This window comes from Sphingopyxis jiangsuensis, assembly GCF_016734905.1.
Classification (GTDB): Bacteria; Pseudomonadota; Alphaproteobacteria; order Sphingomonadales; family Sphingomonadaceae; genus Sphingopyxis; species Sphingopyxis jiangsuensis.
In genome coordinates this window covers 865,971-881,628 of sequence record NZ_JAERPO010000001.1, presented here as the reverse complement: position 1 = coordinate 881,628, position 15,658 = coordinate 865,971, and the positions used below count along the sequence as shown (strand labels likewise).

Here is a 15,658-nt window from a genome sequence, read left to right as displayed (position 1 = left end):
CTATTCATGGCAATTATGGCACAATTGCCCGCATGAAGAGGCACGACAAGCTTGCCTTTGTCGCGCAAGGCGCGATGGATGGGCCGACGAGGGACCGCTGCAGGCGGCCAGAGCGGGGTTGGGTTGCACGTGACTGATATGTTCGATCGCAGGGCGATGCTCGCCGGGATCGCAGGCGCAGGGGCGCTGGCGGCGCTGCCCGCGCGTGCGCAGCTGCCCGATTGGGTTCAGCAGCCTGTGCCGCCAAAACCCGTCGATTATCTCGCAGTCGCGCGCCAGCAGCTCGCGTTACAGTCGCGCCATATCCCGCAGACCGACCGTGTCGGGATCGTCGACTTCGGCCTGCCATCGTCGCGTCCGCGCTTTGCGCTCGTCGACATGGTGGCGGGCACGATCGACCTGTTTCCGGTGACGCACGGGCGCGGGTCGGACCCGCAGCACGATGGCTGGCTCAAGAATTTTTCGAACCGCGTCGGCAGCCTCGCGACCTCGCGCGGCGCCTATCGCACCAGCGACTATTATTGGGGCGCCAACGGGTCGTCGATGCGGCTCGCTGGGCTGGAACCCGACAATAACAATGCCGACATTCGTGCGATCGTCGTTCACGGCGCCTGGTATGCCGAGCCGTCGCTGATCGCGACGCAGGGCAAGCTCGGTCGCAGCGAAGGCTGTTTCGTCTTTGGCGAAGAACTGTTGCCGATGATCCTCTACAAGCTCGGGCCGGGGCGGCTGCTGTTCGCCGACAAGTTGAGCGTCCAACCGCCGCTGCCGAAACCGTTCGACCTTCCGACCGATCCCTTGCCCGGCAGCGAGCATATCGTCCGCACGGGCGCGGCGAACGGCGTGATACCGCCGACAGCGGATTGATGGAGCCTCAGTAAATCCCGCTTGTCGCCTCCGTTGTCACGCGCGTGGCGGTTTCAACGGTGGGGACAACAGGCGGAGCAACCGGCGCGATGATCGTTGCCGTCGGGCGGCCGGGCTTGGCGAAGCTTGCCACCACCGGGGCGTCGCGGCCGTACAGGTCGGCGAACTTCTTGACGCCGCCCTTGCCGTCGGGGACCGCGGTCCAATAAGCGACATAGACGGGGAAGGGTTCGTCGAAGCCGAAGCGCGTCGTCTTGCCACTGGCGATCGCTTCGCCGAATTCCTCGGGGCTACGGCCTGCGAACATCACCGCCATCAGCCCCGAAAAATGCAGCGCCTTTTCGGTGCGGATACAGCCGTGGCTGAAGGCGCGCGCCGCGGCGTTGAACGCGCCCTTCGACGGCGTGTCGTGCAGATAGATCGCATGCTCGTTGAGCATTTCCATCTTCATCACGCCAAGCGCGTTGTTCGCCCCGGGCTGCTGGACGACCGACAAATTCTTGCCGCTGCCCGTCCAGGTATAGCCCTGCGCGCGCGCCGAGGCCGGGTTGCGCGCGATTGTCGCGCCAATGCCTTCGTTGATGATGCTGCGCGGCAAGGTCCATGTCGGGTTGACGATCACGCCGGTCGCCATGGGGTTGAGCTGCGGCGTCGGGGTCGATGCTTTCCCGACCACGGCCTTGTGCGTCGCGATGACGGTGCCGCCGTGGACGACGCGCGTCATATATTCGGGGACGTTGCTGACGACGTAGCGCTGGCCAAGATCGCGCGGCATCCAGCGCCAGCGTTCCATGTTCACGCGGATCGCATTGGCTTCGGCCGGCGATTTTGCGGTCGCGAGCGCGGTTTTGAGCCCCGCAAAATCGGGATGCACGGGATTGAGCCGCGCCAGCGATTCCGCGATGCTGTCGGATGAGAGCGCGGAGGTCAGCAGCGGCAGCAGCGGTTCGACTTCGGCGTCGTTGTCGGTCATGAACCATTGCTTGCGAGCCGCATTGGGCGTGCGGCCGTCGCGCAGGTGCGTCGCGAGCAGCAGGAAGCTGTCGGTCGCCACCTTGTCGAGCTGTAGCTGGTCCTTCGACAGGATGGCGGCGGCAAGCCCATCGGGATTATAGTCGCGCGCGAACAGCCCTTCGGCGTTGATACCTTCGATGACGCTGAGCAGCGTCGTCGCCTGCTCTTCGGTCCAGCTCGGCATATCGAAATCGGCCGCAACTACCGGCGCGTCGTCGGTGACCTTGTCGGGCTGGATGACAACCGAATCTTCCTTGACGTTCGTCTGCGCGAACGCCGGGGCTGCAAGCAGGGACAGTGGCGCCAGAAGCGCCAAAGCGGTGCGGTGGGGGAGTTTATGGACCATGCCAAAAGGCATAGCCAATTTCCCAGGGCTTTGGAAGCCGCCCACCCCGCCGTCGGACGGTGGTCAGGCCGCCGATTCGCCGTCGTCCTTCGCCAGCCATTCCTCCAGCCACTTGATCGTATAATCGCCGTGGATCACTGCGGGATCGGCGAGCAGCGCCTGATGGAGCGGGATGTTGGTCTTGATCCCGCCGATCACCATTTCGTCGAGCGCACGGCGCATCCGCATCATGCAGCTTTCGCGCGTGCGGCCATAGACGATCAGCTTGCCGATCATGCTGTCGTAATAAGGCGGAATCGAATAGCCGGCATAAAGCCCGCTATCGACGCGGACGTGCATGCCGCCGGCTGCGTGATAGTTGGTCACCTTGCCCGGCGAGGGGAGGAAGGTGCGCGGGTCCTCGGCATTGATGCGGCATTCGATCGAATGGCCGCGGAACTCCAGATCCTCCTGCTTGACCGACAGGTCGCGTCCGTCGGCGATGCGGATCTGTTCGCGGACAAGGTCGAAACCGGTGATCATCTCGGTCACCGGATGTTCGACCTGGATGCGCGTGTTCATCTCGATGAAGAAGAACTCGCCATTTTCCCACAGGAACTCGATCGTCCCCGCGCCGCGATAGCCCATCTTGGCCATCGCGTCGGCGCAGACGCCGCCCATGCGCGCGCGTTCTTCTGCCGAAATCACCGGCGAGGGCGCTTCCTCGAGCACCTTCTGGTGGCGACGCTGGAGCGAGCAGTCGCGTTCGCCGAGGTGAATGGCGTTGCCCTTGCCGTCGCCGAACACCTGAAACTCGATGTGGCGCGGATTGCCGAGATATTTTTCCATATAGACGGTCGGGTCGCCGAACGCCGCCGCCGCTTCGCTCGATGCCTGGCCCATCAGGCTTTCGAGGCTGTCCTCGTCGGGCACGACCTTCATGCCCCTGCCGCCGCCGCCCGAGGCCGCCTTGACGAGCACCGGATAGCCGATCTCGCGCGCAAGCTTCTTCGTTGCTTCGCTGAATGTCACCGCACCCGGCGACCCCGGCACGACGGGCAGGCCGAGCGCGACCGCGGTGCGCTTCGCCTCGACCTTGTCGCCCATCGTGCGGATATGCTCGGGCTTCGGTCCGACAAAGACCATGTCGTGCGCTTCGATAATCTCGGCAAAGCGCGCATTTTCCGAAAGAAAGCCGTATCCGGGATGGATGGCGTCGGCGCCGGTCACTTCGGCGGCCGAAATGATCGCCGGAATGTTGAGATAGCTGTCCTTCGCGGCCGGCGGACCGATGCACACGGCTTCGTCGGCAAGGCGGACGTGCATCGCGTCGGCGTCGGCGGTCGAATGGACCGCGACCGTCTTGATCCCCATTTCGTGCGCCGCGCGGTGGATGCGCAGCGCGATCTCGCCACGATTGGCAATCAGCAGTTTTTCAATGGCCATGACGGGCGCTGCCTCAGCCGATGGTGAACAGCGGCTGGTCATATTCGACCGGCTGGCTGTTTTCGACATGGATGGCTTTCAGCGTGCCGCCGGCGGGCGCGGTGACGGGGTTCATCACCTTCATCGCCTCGATGATCAGGATCGTGTCGCCGGCTTTGACCTGCGAGCCGACCGCCGCGAAATCGGGCGCGCCGGGTTCGGGCGCCAGATAGACGGTGCCGACCATCGGCGATTTCACCGCATCGGCAAAGCCGTCGACTGCTGGAGCGGTGGCAGCGGGCGCAGCGGCCTGCGCGGCGGCAGGGGTAGCCACCGGCGCGGGGGCATGGACGACCGGCGCTGCCGCGGCGGTCAGCGTGCGCGCGACGCGCACCTTGCGCTCGCCGTCCTCGACCTCGATTTCGGAGAGCTGCGTATCGTCGAGCAGTTCGGCGAGCGCGCGCACGAATGCCGGATCGATGTTGATGCCATTGTCCTTATGGTCACCCATGATGATATTTTCCCGTTTGCTTGAGGACACCCGCGGCGGGGCGTCCCGACCCCTGTTCAATGATGGCGCCTCTTGTCAGAGTCGCGCGGCGGCGTCCAGCGCAAGCGTATAGCTGTCTGCGCCGTGTCCTGCAAAATGTGCGGCGGCGGCCAGGCCGATGTAGCTCGTATGTCGAAAGGGCTCGCGCGTCATCGGGTCCGACAGATGGACCTCGATCACCGGCACCTTGATCGACTTGATCGCGTCGTGAAGCGCAATCGACGTGTGCGTGTACCCTCCCGCGTTGAGCAGCACGGCCTTCGCGCCCGCATGGTGCGCCTCATGCAGCCAGTCGATCAGCACGCCTTCGTGGTTCGATTGGCGGCAGTCGACGACCAGCCCCAGTTTCGCCGCCTGTTCCGCCAGCCGCGCATGGATATCGTCGAGCGTGTCATGGCCGTAGATCTCCGGCTCGCGCGTGCCGAGCAGGTTGAGATTGGGGCCGGATAGGACAAAGACGGTCGGAAGGTCGGTCAAGTCGCGGGCTTTCGGTTGCGGCGTGGCACGCTCCCCCTATATGGGCTGCTCGACAAAAGGCAAAGCGAGGCGAAAGCGTGATCTCGGTCATCCTCAACGGCGAGCCGCGGCAGGTGCGGCAGGGCAGCATCGCGGACCTCGTCGCGTCGCTCGGCCTCGACGTGAAAAAGGTCGCGGTCGAACGCAATCGCGAGATCGTGCCGCGCTCCACGCTGGCCGATGTCGCGCTGGCCGAGGGTGACGCGCTTGAAATCGTTCATTTCGTAGGAGGCGGTTGTTGACCGATCAGTGGAGTGTAGCCGGGCGGACGTTCACGTCGCGGCTGATTGTCGGCACCGGCAAATACAAGGATTTCGCACAGAATGCCGCCGCGCTCGAAGCGTCAGGCGCTGAAATCGTTACGGTCGCGGTGCGCCGCGTCAATGTTTCGGACCCGTCGGCACCGATGCTCACCGACTATATCGATCCCAAGAAGGTCACTTATCTTCCCAACACCGCGGGCTGCTTCAACGCCGACGATGCGATCCGCACGCTGCGCCTCGCGCGCGAGGCGGGAGGCTGGGATCTCGTGAAACTCGAGGTGCTGGGCGAGGCGAAGACGCTTTACCCCAATATGCGCGAAACGCTGGAGGCGACCGAAGTGCTCGCGAAAGAGGGCTTCCTTCCGATGGTCTATTGCGTCGACGATCCGATTGCGGCGAAGCAGCTCGAGGATGCGGGCGCGGTCGCGATCATGCCACTTGGCGCACCGATCGGATCGGGCCTCGGTATCCAGAACCGCGTAACGATCCGCCTGATCGTCGAGGGCGCGTCGGTCCCCGTGCTCGTCGATGCCGGCGTCGGCACGGCGAGCGATGCCGCAGTTGCTATGGAACTCGGCTGCGACGGCGTGCTGATGAACACCGCGATTGCCGAGGCGAAGGACCCCATTCGCATGGCGCGCGCGATGAAGCTCGCCGTCGAGGCCGGACGCGACGCCTATCTCGCCGGGCGGATGGGGCAGCGGCGTTACGCTGACCCGTCGAGCCCGCTTGCGGGATTGATCTGACCAGCCGAATTCCGATGCCGCCGTAACATTGGCCGGACCTGCCGCGAACAAGGTCTCATGTGGTCGCGCGTGCTGTTCTTCTTTGGGCTGTTTGCTGCGCTGTGCGTGACGGCCGTCCAGCAGGGCACGGCGCAAGCCTGCTGCCCCGATCTGCATGACAACTGTTTATCGTACGCTTTGAACGGTGACCGCGACGGCGACCAAGCGCCTCCGACACCGTCCTGCGACAAGGCCGCGATGCAGGGCTGTTGCCGCGCCGCCGCCGACGTCCATCGGCCAGATTTTGCCGCGCCGGACATCGTCCTTCCGTCATCGGGCGGTTATGGTTTGATGGATCGTCCCCTTGCCGGCGGTGAAATCGAACCGGCCACTCCACCTCCGCGAAAAGTCCGGATCGACTTAAACTGAATTGGATCGATTTTACCGGAGTGAAGATAATGAAGACTATGCTGAAAATTGCTGCCACCCTCGCTGCCATCGGGCCGACTGCGGTCTTTGCCGCCGAACCGGCCGTTGTCCAGGCGAGCTTCCACGCGGCTTGCTGCGCGATTGCCGCCTGCTGCGGGCTTCCTTGCTGCCCGTAACAATATCGAAGACCAGGGGCGCTGCGCTGTTTTGCAGCGCCCTTTTTATCTTGTCGAGATAAACGGCTGGTCGCAAATTGCGGAACATGCGCCAGTGGGACCGGTTGATCGGATGTGAGGCGCTACCGCCTCCGACAACCGAAGGAGACTCCCCATGGGTGAACTGACCGACAAGACCAAAGGCGTCGCCAACGAGGCGGCCGGCAACACCAAACAGGCGATCGGCAAGGCGACCGAAAACGAACGCTTGCGCGCCGAAGGCGAAGCGCAGGAGCGCAAGGGTGAGGCCCAGAACCTCAAGGGCGAAGTCAAAGGTGCGCTTGGCGACAAGGTCTGACCTTTCCGCCGCGCAATAAAAAGGCCCCGGCGCTTGTGCGCCGGGGCCTTTTTCGTACCGTCAGGAAAAAGGATCAGCGGCCGCCCGAGGCGACGAGGTCGACGTCGGTCATCCCGCCGTCGCGCCGCGCAAAGACGACAAAGGCCAGATCGCCCTTGGTGCCGCCAAGCACATGTTCGTTGCCGCGCACGCGGTGGTCGCTTGTATAGCCGTTGCGGATCGCGAGCGTGTGATAATAGTTGAGCACGCCCTGGACCGACGCGGCGGTCTGGAAATTGACGACGCGCAAATTGCATTTGCCGCCTGCGACCCCCGCAGCCTCGCGGAGCGTTGCGCGCGGATAGACCCTGAACGCGGCGGGCAGGCGCTCGGCCCACTGGTTGCCATAGGTCAGCTTGGCGTCGCAGCCTCCATTCTGCTGGTCGCGCGCGAGCGCGCCGATGGTGACGGGGCGTTTGGCGGCGTCGCAATCCTCGCAGCCTTCTTCGAACGCCAGCGCCTTGGGTGCTTGCAGCAGCTTGCCCGCTTTCAGGGCCGCCGCGGCCTCGGCGACGGTTGCGGTCTTGCCCGACCGGACGCCCGGAACGCCGCCATCGACGGGGCGGTTGCCGGGGCCGACGGCGTTGCGGTTGGCCTGACCCGCGAGCTCGGGGTCGACCATGATCTTGTCTTCGAGCGCGCCCTTGATGGCGGGATCGGCTTCGGTCAGCCCGTCGTCGAGCGGCCTGAGGTCAGATTTGGCTTCGGGATTGTCCCGGCACCCGGCGAGCGGTGCGGCGAGCACCAGCAATCCGGTGACGAGCCATTTTCCGCGCAAGATCATCGCTAACACTCCCTTAATCTATCCTTCGGAAGTGCCGAAGAACGGTTAAGAAGATGTGAGCAAATTGCGTTAACTTGTAAGGATTTGTTATCCGAAAACTGTGCCGGACCGAGACGCATCGGGCGCGCAGCGGATGAGGCGCGAGGTTTCGACCGCGGCCTGCCGGTGGACGACGGCCAGGCGATAGGCGGGGTCGGTGACCATTTCCATAAAGGCGCCGCTGTTCGGATATTGGGCGATGAACACCGCGTCCCATCGCTCGTCCTCGGGGCCGATCAGCAGCGCTTCCATCGTGCCGCGCCAGACGATGCTGCCGCCGACACGCTGGAAAATCGGTCCGCTCTCGCGCCCGTAATTGGCATAGGCATCGGCACCCGTCAGCGTCTCGCCGGCGAGCGGATGGTTGTCGGGATAGCTGGCCTCTGCCTTGAACCGGACAAGGTTGAGCATATGGATCGGCGTGTCGCGCGGCAGCGTCTTGAAGGCGTCGAACTGTGCGCGCTCGGGATCGATATGGCGATCGGTCATGGCCGGAATTCCTTTCGCTTGACGCGCCAGGCATCGGCGCTTTGGGTCCAGGCATCGACCGGCGCATTCTGAAAAGGCGCCGGAAGACGCGTCGGACCGCTGTTGGTGGCGCCGAGGCGGCGGGCGAGCGCCTGCGAGCGGTGGTTGGCAGGGTCGATGCTGTGCATCAACTCGGGCCACTTCAGGAATTCCACGGCAAAATCGCACGCCGCGACGCTGCCCTCGAAGGCATAGCCCTTTCCGGCAAATTTGGCGCGAACGCCATAGCCGACCTCGGGCGCCGGCCAGCCGTCGGGTTCCCACGGTCCCAGCCGTCCGACCCATTCGCCGGTCGCGCGCTCGATGACCGAGAACATCGAAAAACCGCGGATGTGCCATGCGCCCGCGAGTGTGCACCACTGGCGCCAAGCCTGCGACCGCTCGCAAACGCCGCCGATATATTCCATCGTTTCGGTTTCGGTGCACATTTCGGCAAAGGCGTCGAAATCCTCGGCCGCCGGGGGACGCAGGATCAGCCTTTCGGTGACGAGCAAGGGCCCGTTGAGCATGACGCTATCTCTCCCGCAGCAACTCGCCCGTGCCTTAGCGGCAAGAGCGGTGGCGGGGCAAGCGTGCACGCCTTGAGGGCGCCGACAACATGGTCGACGCCCTCTCCATCGCGTGTGCGGGCGGAGGGGTCTCGGACCCACACCCGGGACGGGTTCCGTGGTTTAGCGGCAGCGATATTTGTCGCGGTCGATCTCGCGGCCGATCAGTGCGCCAGCGCCTGCGCCGATGATCGTGCCGAGCAGCTTGTCGCCGTCGCCGGCGATTTCATGACCGGCAAGCCCGCCGACTGCACCGCCGATGAGCAGGCCGGTCGTGCCGTCGTCGCGGCGGCAGCGATAGCGGCCGTCATTGCCGCGCCAGATGCGCGTATCGCGGTTGATGCGCTGGTCGCGGGCATAATGGCTATGCCGCTTCTTGCGCTTGTGAAAGCCGGCCGACTGGTCGAGTTCGTAATAGCCGCCTGTCTTCGCAGGGGCTGCGGTCCCGGCATAAGCGGGCGCGGTCAGCGCGATCCCGGCGGCGGCAATCCCGCCCAACAGCCCCTTCGTCATGATACGCATTTCAAATCCTTTCCTGGTTCAACGTCTCGTAAAGCCATTCGCTCCCCGGACGCCTGGGGAGAAAACGAGCCGAATCTGCCTCGCGTTGCATGAACCCAAGGCAACAAGACGAAGCGAGGCCCCGTGTCGACGAACTGCGCGACCGGCGAAACGGCTTGCGGCGCACACAGGCGCGTGCAAAAAGTCGGCCCATGCTCAATATCGCGTCGCTTCTTATCGGTTTGATCGCGCTCGTGCTTGCGGTCGTGGCTTTCATCCCGCTTCTCGGCTGGGCGAATTGGGTAATCGTTCCGGTCGCCGTCGTCGGCCTCGCGCTTGGCGCGATGTCAGAGCGCAACGCCGGCCGGAATCTCTGTATCGTCGTGATTGTCATCGGCGTGATCCGCCTGATGCTCGGCGGCGGCATCATCTGATCCAGCGAAAGCAGCTGTAATGGCACAGGATTCGGCGTCGGCCGCGAGCGATCGGGGCGGTCTTCCCTACGCGCTCGCCGCCTATTGCATCTGGGGTTTCGTCCCCATTTTCTTCAAGCTGCTCGACACGGTGCCCCCGGTCGAAGTGCTGACGCAGCGGATCATCTGGTCGCTGCCCTTCTGCTTCCTGATCATGGCGTTCCGCCGCCAGATCGGCGAATATCTGGGCGCATTTCGCGACTGGCGGGCGCTGCGGCTGTTGCTTGCGAGCGCGCTGCTGATCGGGATCAACTGGCTCGTCTATATCTATGCGATCTTCACCGACCATGTGCTCGCGGCGAGCCTCGGCTATTATCTGAATCCGCTCGTCAACGTGTTGCTCGGCACGCTCGTACTGGGCGAGCGATTGTCGCGGCTTCAGGCCGTTGCGGTCGCGATGGCGGCGGTCGGCGTCGCGATCCTGCTCGCTGGCGCGCTCGACACGCTTTGGATCAGCGTCACGCTCGCGCTCTCTTTCGGCACCTATGGCCTGCTGCGAAAGGTCGTGGCGGTCGGGTCGCTCCCCGGCCTTGCCGTCGAAACGACCTTGCTGCTGCCGCTCTCGCTCGCCGCTGCCGCTTATTATTTCTTCGCGGGCAGTCCGACAGGATTCGGGTCGAGCATGGAAATCAGCCTGCTGCTCGCGGCGGGTGGGGTGGTGACGGCGGTGCCGCTGCTGCTCTTTGCGACCGCGGCGCGGCGGATGAGCTATGCCGCGCTCGGCTTCATCCAGTATCTCGCGCCGACGATCCAGTTCCTGCTCGGCATCTTCCTGTTCCGCGAACCATTGAAGCCCGCGCAGCTCGTCTGTTTCCTGCTCATCTGGGCGAGCATTGCAGTGTTCAGCTATGACCTGTGGCGCAAGATGCGCGCGAGCCGGATGATCGAAGTCGCCTGACGGGGGTCAGGCCAGCCGCCAGCGCAGCGTCTCGCCTGCGTGGAATGGCACGACATCGCCGATATGTGACGGCACCGTCACCTCGGCGCGCTCGAGCGTCACCGTGCCTTCGTTGAGCGGCAGGCCATAGAAGCGCGGGCCATGCTCGCTTGCGAAGCCTTCGAACTTGTCGAGCGCATCGTCTTCCTCAAAGGCGGCCAGGTAGGATTCGAGCGCGAAGGGCGCGTTGAAAATCCCCGCGCAGCCGCACGACGATTCTTTCGTATGAACGGCATGCGGCGCGCTATCGGTGCCGAGGAAGAATTTGGGCGAGCCTGACGTCGCCGCTTTCCGCACCGCCAGCCGGTGATGTTCGCGCTTTGCAACGGGCAGGCAATAGGCGTGCGGGCGGATGCCGCCGACGAGCATCGCGTTGCGATTGATGTGCAGATGCTGCGGCGTGATCGTCGCGGCGACATTCGCGGGCGCCTCGGCGACGAACGCGGCCGCCTCGGCGGTCGTGATATGCTCGAAGACGATCTTCAGGCCGGGCAATGCCTTGACCAGCGGCGCCAGCGTGCGCTCGATGAACACCGCCTCGCGGTCGAAGATGTCCACATCATGATCGGTGACCTCGCCGTGGATCAACAGCGGCATGCCGATGTCCTGCATCCGCTCGAGCACGCCCATGATGTTCGCGACGTCAGTGACGCCGTGCGCGCTGCCGGTCGTCGCATGCGCGGGATAAAGCTTGGCTGCGGTGAACACCCCCTCGGCATGGCCGCGCGCCATTTCGTGCGCGTCGCTCGCGTCGGTCAGATAGGCGACGATCAGCGGTGTGAAATCCATCTCGGCCGGGACGGCGGCAACGATCCGCTCGCGATAGGCGACGCCCTGTTCGACCGTCGTCACCGGCGGCGACAGGTTGGGCATCACGATCGCCCGCGCGAACTGGCGCGCGGTATAGGGCGCGACATGCGCGAGCATCGCGCCGTCGCGCAAATGGACGTGCCAATCGTCGGGGCGGCGGATGGTCAGGCGGTCGGTCATGTCATTCTCTCCCCCCTCCAGCAAACGGGAGGGGACGGGGGTGGGCGAGTCCGGTGCGGCGCTTAGCCCAAGTTTGCGGTCAGGCCCACCCCAAACCCCTCGCGCGTGCGGGAGGGGCTTTAAGTCGTCGTCCCGGCAGCCTATTTCTCTGCCATGACCAGTACCACCCTCCACGACCGCGCCCTCATCCGTCTGTCGGGGGAGGATGTTCGCGGCTTCCTGCAAGGCCTTGTCACAAACGACGTCTCGGGCGGGCTGCCCGTCTGGGCGGCGCTGCTGACGCCGCAGGGCAAGGCGCTGTTCGACTTTCTGATCTGGGCGGATGGCGACGACATTCTCATCGACTGCGAGGCTGAAGCCGCCGACGCGCTCGCCAAGCGACTGACGCTCTATCGCCTGCGCCGCGCGATCACGATTGCGCGTGACGAGCAGCTTGCGGTGCATTGGGCGCCCGAGGGCGAGCAAGGCGTTCCCGACCCCCGGCTTGCCGACCTCGGCCGCCGCTGGCTCGCTCCGGCGGGGAAGGGCGAGGGCGCCGACGCCGCGTGGCGCGCACATCGGCTCTCGTTCGGCGTCGCCGAAGGACGCGCCGAACTGGGCGATGGCGAGACGCTGTGGCTTGAATGCAATGCCGCCGAACTGAACGGCGTCAGCTTTGCGAAGGGCTGCTATGTCGGGCAGGAAAATACCGCGCGGATGAACTGGCGGCAAAAGGTCAACCGGCGGATCGTCGTCGTGCCGATCGCCGACGCAGACGAAAAGCGCCAAAGGATTGCCTATCCCGACCTCGACTGGTCGGTCGAGCATCGGCGGGTCGAGTCGATCGACGCGGACGCAGCGCCGATGTGGATGCGCGAAGGGCTTGTCGCGACCGGTTCATGACGCATGCAGCCAGCGCTGCTATATTGGGCGCATGCGTGCGCTCGTCCTTTTGCTGCTGTTCGCAGGCATGGCTGCTGCCACGTCCGCCGCTGCGATGCCGGCGTGCGAACCCGCGCCACCGCCGCAGGCCGCCCAAGATGACGCATCCCCTATCGTCCCTGGCTCCGTTGATGGCGCCGTCGATGTGGCGCCCGTGCCCCTGGCAGAGCTTGCGTCCGACTCGCCCTGGCTCCCGCGAATCGAGGCGGCAGCCGACGAACTGCTTGCGGCACTCAAGTCGCGCGACGTGCGTCGCTGGAAACCGTTGCTCGGCGGCCGCTGGCTCGGCGCCGGTGATCAGCGCGCGATCGAGCGGTTGCTCGACGATCGATGCAGCGCGTTCGCCGCCGTGCTTGCGGCAGATACGCCGCCGGCGCGCAAGATTTTGGGCTGGACCGTTCCGCCCGGCTATTCGGCCGACGAGCGGACCGAAATAGCCGCTCGCCCCGGGGCCGAGGCGCTCGTTTGCTGGTCGGCAAAGGAGGGCGGGGATCGCAGATGGCCGCGTTCGGCCGCCGAAGCCGACAATGCACGCGGCCGTGGTTTCGCCTGCGCGCGCATCGTTCATTCCTCGCTTGCCGAGGCGCCCGGATGGCGGGCGTTCATCGAGCTACCCGCAGGGGCAGGCGGCGTTTAACCAAACTCCAATTCTTCGCTGCCAATATCGCGCCATGTTGGGGCGCTATCTTGGCTTGGCCGGAGTGATCGCGGTCGTATCGGTGGGCATGGCGGGCTTCGCCAGCCGGATGAGCGCACCCGAATCGGTCGAAACCGCAGCGACGGTCAGCGGCGACCATGACAATTGGACGACGGGGGAGCGGAACCGCGGCGGCTGGTCAACGGGCGCCAACTCGCCAGGCGAGGTTCGCCTTGGTCGCGCGGGCGATTCGCATTTCTATGCCGACGCCAACATCGACGGCACCAATATCCGCATGATGGTCGACAGCGGCGCTTCGGTCATCGCGCTGACGCGCCGCGATGCCGAGGCCATCGGCATCGACGTCGACCGGCTGCCGATCGCGGGCAGGGCGAACACGGCGGGCGGCGTCGTACCGCTGCGCCCCGTCATGCTCGACAGCGTCGATGTCGACGGGGTCGAGGTGAAGCGCGTGCAGGCAGCGGTGATCGACGCGGATATGGGCGTTTCGCTGCTTGGCCAGAGCTATTTGTCGAAGCTCGAGTCGGTGAAGGTCGAAGGCGATACGATGACCTTGCGCTGAAGCGCCGCGCTCCCTATTTTGCCTTCTTGTCGATCAGCACCGCCTGCTGCCACTTGCTCGGCGCCTTGTCGGTGCGATGGATGCACCCCGCCCAGCAGCAGGGGCGGCGCTTGCCCTCGATCAGTTCCTCGACCGTCCGCTCGATCCGCCGCGCGCGCGTTTTCGCCTGTTTCGCATCCTCGACCCAGCAGATGAACTCGTTGCGGCCGAGCGGCGTCAGCCCCTGCCACAGCGCAAGAATCGCGGGATCGGCCTGAATGGCCGACCGCATATCGTCGCCTGCCGTGTGGACGGTGCCTTGAGCAAATGCCTCTGTCATGAGCGCCTGTATAACCCGCTCATTTCTCTATCTCAAAGCCCTGCGGCAATGCGCCTCCCTTGCCAAAGCGGCCGCTTTTGCCCACATCATGCGCCATGAATGCTCCCAACCCGCCGCTCAAGGCCGCCATCGTACCCGTCACCGCTTTCCAGCAGAATTGCACCTTGCTCTGGTGCACCGAAACGAACAAGGCGGCGTTCGTCGATCCCGGCGGTGACCTCGACAAGCTGAAGGAAGCGGTGCGTCAGACCGGGGTCGAGGTCGAAAAGATCCTCGTCACCCACGGCCATATGGATCATTGCGGGCAGGCGGGGATGCTGGCGAAGGAGCTGGGCGTTCCGATCGAGGGGCCGCACGAGGACGACCGTTTCTGGATCGAGCGTTTTGCCGAGGATGGCGCGCGCTTCGGCATGGTCGGCGAAAGCTTCGAGCCCGACCGCTGGCTCGTCGACGGCGACACGGTGCGGGTCGGCAATCTCGAACTCGACGTGATCCATTGTCCGGGCCACACGCCCGGTCATGTCGTGTTTCATCACCCCGAATCAAAGCTGGCGATCGTCGGCGACGTGATTTTCCAGGGCTCGATTGGGCGCACCGATTTCCCGCGCGGCAATCATCAGCAATTGCTCGATTCGATCACGGGCAAGCTGTGGCCGCTCGGGGGTGACACAATCTTTCTGCCCGGCCACGGCCCGCACAGCAGCTTCGCACAGGAACGGCGCACCAATCCCTATGTCGGTGATGCCGCGATAGCGGGCTAGGGTCAGGACCCTAAGGGGGGGGGCTCAGTTCGAGGGCTGGACGATGGTTTCCGAGACCTCGGTAACCGTGATCTGCCCCGGCGTCAGATAGACGATGGCGAGCGCGGTGACCGCAAGGCCCAGTTGGACGAGCATCGTCACGGTCGTGCCGGCCATCCGGCCCCACATCATGCCATCCATCCCCAGTGCGTGCAGGATGCGCGCGACCAGGTAAAGCGCGCCGACGCCCCACAGCCAGATCGACGAACCGAGTCCCAACTCGACAAGCGCCAACAGGATGACGACGAACGCGGTATTCTCAACGAAATTGCTGTGCGCGCGCATGCGGCGGATGACGCGCTCGTTCCCGCCGTCGCCGATCGATACTTTCTCTTGCCCGCGCACGCGCCCGACACGCATCGTCAGCCACAGGTTCAGCAACACGGCGCCCGCCGCGATTGTCAGGCTGATCGGCAATATCATCATTATCGGCTCCCCCATCGATTGGCCGGCGCGTCGTCGCGATCCGGCGGGAGCGAGATGTGGCACCAAGCAGGGCGATCGGCAAGGCTGGCTGTGTCGACGCTCGGGGCTTGCCTTTGCGGGCAAAAACGCTATAGCCGCGCCCGATCCGGCACCCGACACCAACAGGCGTTGAGGCACCCTCCGGCGGAAGATTTCCTGTCCATTTCGTGGTGGGAACGGGCTTCGGCGCGGCGGGCGGGCCAGTCATTTCCGGCGACGGAAAGGACAAATCCGGGTTCGCCGATTCGTATAAACATTTAAGAATGCAGGAAATATCATGGCCGTCCCCAAGCGAAAAACCTCGCCCTCGAAGCGCGGCATGCGTCGCAGCCACGACAGCCTGAAGGTCGAAGCCTTTCAGGAATGCCCGAACTGCGGCGAGTTGAAGCGTCCGCACAATCTTTGCAACGCCTGCGGCCATTACAATGGCCGCGAAGTGGTTTCGGCCGGCGCCTGATCATTAGCCG

The 15,658-nt window shown here is 64.8% G+C and carries 23 protein-coding genes; 12 read left to right on the top strand and 11 right to left on the bottom strand.

Going from position 1 to position 15,658, the window contains the following annotated elements; all coding sequences use genetic code 11:
* The first annotated feature begins 138 nt into the window (after nucleotides 1–138).
* The gene (locus JI743_RS04395) at nucleotides 139–867 is read left to right on the top strand and encodes a murein L,D-transpeptidase catalytic domain family protein (RefSeq protein ID WP_227339844.1); all 729 of its coding nucleotides are present in this window, start codon (nucleotides 139–141) and stop codon (nucleotides 865–867) included.
* 7 nt (nucleotides 868–874) lie between these two features.
* On the opposite strand, the gene JI743_RS04390 is transcribed toward JI743_RS04395, so the two are convergent.
* The 4 genes from JI743_RS04390 to JI743_RS04375 all read right to left on the bottom strand — a co-directional run bounded on the left by JI743_RS04390 (nucleotide 875) and on the right by JI743_RS04375 (nucleotide 4,658).
* The gene (locus JI743_RS04390; protein ID WP_201926292.1) at nucleotides 875–2,227 is read right to left on the bottom strand and encodes a L,D-transpeptidase family protein; all 1,353 of its coding nucleotides are present in this window, start codon (nucleotides 2,225–2,227) and stop codon (nucleotides 875–877) included.
* A 63-nt stretch (nucleotides 2,228–2,290) separates the two neighbouring features.
* On the bottom strand, nucleotides 2,291–3,652 hold the full coding sequence (gene accC / locus JI743_RS04385; RefSeq protein ID WP_201926290.1) for an acetyl-CoA carboxylase biotin carboxylase subunit: 1,362 nt from the start codon (nucleotides 3,650–3,652) through the stop codon (nucleotides 2,291–2,293).
* A gap of 13 nt (nucleotides 3,653–3,665) precedes the next feature.
* Nucleotides 3,666–4,142, bottom strand: coding sequence for an acetyl-CoA carboxylase biotin carboxyl carrier protein (gene accB, locus JI743_RS04380; RefSeq protein WP_201926288.1), 477 nt, complete (start codon nucleotides 4,140–4,142; stop codon nucleotides 3,666–3,668).
* Nucleotides 4,143–4,217: 75 nt separating this feature from the next.
* Nucleotides 4,218–4,658: a type II 3-dehydroquinate dehydratase gene (locus JI743_RS04375; protein ID WP_201926286.1), complete on the bottom strand. Its 441-nt coding sequence runs from the start codon at nucleotides 4,656–4,658 to the stop codon at nucleotides 4,218–4,220.
* A gap of 77 nt (nucleotides 4,659–4,735) precedes the next feature.
* Here JI743_RS04375 and thiS point away from each other — a divergent pair, with 77 nt between their 5' ends.
* The 4 genes from thiS (at nucleotide 4,736) to JI743_RS04355 (ending at nucleotide 6,627) form a co-directional block, all read left to right on the top strand.
* The gene (thiS, locus tag JI743_RS04370) at nucleotides 4,736–4,939 is read left to right on the top strand and encodes a sulfur carrier protein ThiS (protein ID WP_201926284.1); all 204 of its coding nucleotides are present in this window, start codon (nucleotides 4,736–4,738) and stop codon (nucleotides 4,937–4,939) included.
* Entirely contained in the window at nucleotides 4,936–5,706 is a 771-nt protein-coding gene (locus JI743_RS04365) for a bifunctional sulfur carrier protein/thiazole synthase protein (RefSeq protein ID WP_201926282.1), read from the top strand. The genes thiS and JI743_RS04365 overlap by 4 nt, the downstream gene beginning before the upstream one ends.
* Before the next feature lie 57 nt (nucleotides 5,707–5,763).
* On the top strand, nucleotides 5,764–6,114 hold the full coding sequence (locus JI743_RS04360) for a hypothetical protein (RefSeq protein WP_201926281.1): 351 nt from the start codon (nucleotides 5,764–5,766) through the stop codon (nucleotides 6,112–6,114).
* Nucleotides 6,115–6,444: 330 nt separating this feature from the next.
* On the top strand, nucleotides 6,445–6,627 hold the full coding sequence (locus JI743_RS04355; RefSeq protein WP_201926279.1) for a CsbD family protein: 183 nt from the start codon (nucleotides 6,445–6,447) through the stop codon (nucleotides 6,625–6,627).
* Between the two features lie 73 nt (nucleotides 6,628–6,700).
* On the opposite strand, the gene JI743_RS04350 is transcribed toward JI743_RS04355, so the two are convergent.
* The 4 genes from JI743_RS04350 to JI743_RS04335 all read right to left on the bottom strand — a co-directional run bounded on the left by JI743_RS04350 (nucleotide 6,701) and on the right by JI743_RS04335 (nucleotide 9,087).
* Nucleotides 6,701–7,450 (bottom strand): hypothetical protein, encoded by a 750-nt coding sequence (locus tag JI743_RS04350; RefSeq protein WP_201926277.1) that lies wholly within the window; start codon nucleotides 7,448–7,450, stop codon nucleotides 6,701–6,703.
* Between the two features lie 87 nt (nucleotides 7,451–7,537).
* On the bottom strand, nucleotides 7,538–7,978 hold the full coding sequence (locus JI743_RS04345) for a DUF1330 domain-containing protein (RefSeq protein WP_201926275.1): 441 nt from the start codon (nucleotides 7,976–7,978) through the stop codon (nucleotides 7,538–7,540).
* Nucleotides 7,975–8,526, bottom strand: coding sequence for a GNAT family N-acetyltransferase (locus tag JI743_RS04340; RefSeq protein WP_201926272.1), 552 nt, complete (start codon nucleotides 8,524–8,526; stop codon nucleotides 7,975–7,977). The genes JI743_RS04345 and JI743_RS04340 overlap by 4 nt, the downstream gene beginning before the upstream one ends.
* 162 nt (nucleotides 8,527–8,688) lie before the next feature.
* Entirely contained in the window at nucleotides 8,689–9,087 is a 399-nt protein-coding gene (locus JI743_RS04335) for a glycine zipper 2TM domain-containing protein (protein WP_201926270.1), read from the bottom strand.
* A 191-nt stretch (nucleotides 9,088–9,278) separates the two neighbouring features.
* Here JI743_RS04335 and JI743_RS04330 point away from each other — a divergent pair, with 191 nt between their 5' ends.
* The gene (locus JI743_RS04330; protein ID WP_201926268.1) at nucleotides 9,279–9,500 is read left to right on the top strand and encodes a hypothetical protein; all 222 of its coding nucleotides are present in this window, start codon (nucleotides 9,279–9,281) and stop codon (nucleotides 9,498–9,500) included.
* Between the two features lie 19 nt (nucleotides 9,501–9,519).
* On the top strand, nucleotides 9,520–10,437 hold the full coding sequence (rarD, locus tag JI743_RS04325; protein WP_201926266.1) for an EamA family transporter RarD: 918 nt from the start codon (nucleotides 9,520–9,522) through the stop codon (nucleotides 10,435–10,437).
* Nucleotides 10,438–10,443: 6 nt separating this feature from the next.
* On the opposite strand, the gene pyrC is transcribed toward rarD, so the two are convergent.
* The gene (gene pyrC / locus JI743_RS04320; protein ID WP_201926264.1) at nucleotides 10,444–11,466 is read right to left on the bottom strand and encodes a dihydroorotase; all 1,023 of its coding nucleotides are present in this window, start codon (nucleotides 11,464–11,466) and stop codon (nucleotides 10,444–10,446) included.
* A gap of 153 nt (nucleotides 11,467–11,619) precedes the next feature.
* Between pyrC and ygfZ the strand changes: the two genes are divergently transcribed.
* The 3 genes from ygfZ to JI743_RS04305 all read left to right on the top strand — a co-directional run bounded on the left by ygfZ (nucleotide 11,620) and on the right by JI743_RS04305 (nucleotide 13,607).
* On the top strand, nucleotides 11,620–12,348 hold the full coding sequence (gene ygfZ / locus JI743_RS04315) for a CAF17-like 4Fe-4S cluster assembly/insertion protein YgfZ (protein WP_201926262.1): 729 nt from the start codon (nucleotides 11,620–11,622) through the stop codon (nucleotides 12,346–12,348).
* A gap of 184 nt (nucleotides 12,349–12,532) precedes the next feature.
* Complete coding sequence (locus tag JI743_RS04310) at nucleotides 12,533–13,024, top strand: hypothetical protein (protein ID WP_201926260.1); 492 nt, start codon at nucleotides 12,533–12,535, stop codon at nucleotides 13,022–13,024.
* Between the two features lie 34 nt (nucleotides 13,025–13,058).
* On the top strand, nucleotides 13,059–13,607 hold the full coding sequence (locus JI743_RS04305; RefSeq protein WP_201926258.1) for a retropepsin-like aspartic protease family protein: 549 nt from the start codon (nucleotides 13,059–13,061) through the stop codon (nucleotides 13,605–13,607).
* Nucleotides 13,608–13,620: 13 nt separating this feature from the next.
* Here the strand turns inward: JI743_RS04305 and JI743_RS04300 are convergent, their stop codons facing one another.
* On the bottom strand, nucleotides 13,621–13,926 hold the full coding sequence (locus JI743_RS04300) for a YdeI/OmpD-associated family protein (RefSeq protein WP_201926255.1): 306 nt from the start codon (nucleotides 13,924–13,926) through the stop codon (nucleotides 13,621–13,623).
* 95 nt (nucleotides 13,927–14,021) lie between these two features.
* Here JI743_RS04300 and JI743_RS04295 point away from each other — a divergent pair, with 95 nt between their 5' ends.
* On the top strand, nucleotides 14,022–14,687 hold the full coding sequence (locus JI743_RS04295; protein WP_201926253.1) for an MBL fold metallo-hydrolase: 666 nt from the start codon (nucleotides 14,022–14,024) through the stop codon (nucleotides 14,685–14,687).
* 24 nt (nucleotides 14,688–14,711) lie between these two features.
* On the opposite strand, the gene JI743_RS04290 is transcribed toward JI743_RS04295, so the two are convergent.
* Nucleotides 14,712–15,152: an MAPEG family protein gene (locus JI743_RS04290; RefSeq protein ID WP_201926251.1), complete on the bottom strand. Its 441-nt coding sequence runs from the start codon at nucleotides 15,150–15,152 to the stop codon at nucleotides 14,712–14,714.
* Nucleotides 15,153–15,468: 316 nt separating this feature from the next.
* Between JI743_RS04290 and rpmF the strand changes: the two genes are divergently transcribed.
* Nucleotides 15,469–15,648 (top strand): 50S ribosomal protein L32, encoded by a 180-nt coding sequence (rpmF, locus tag JI743_RS04285; protein WP_201926249.1) that lies wholly within the window; start codon nucleotides 15,469–15,471, stop codon nucleotides 15,646–15,648.
* Nucleotides 15,649–15,658 lie beyond the last annotated feature (10 nt).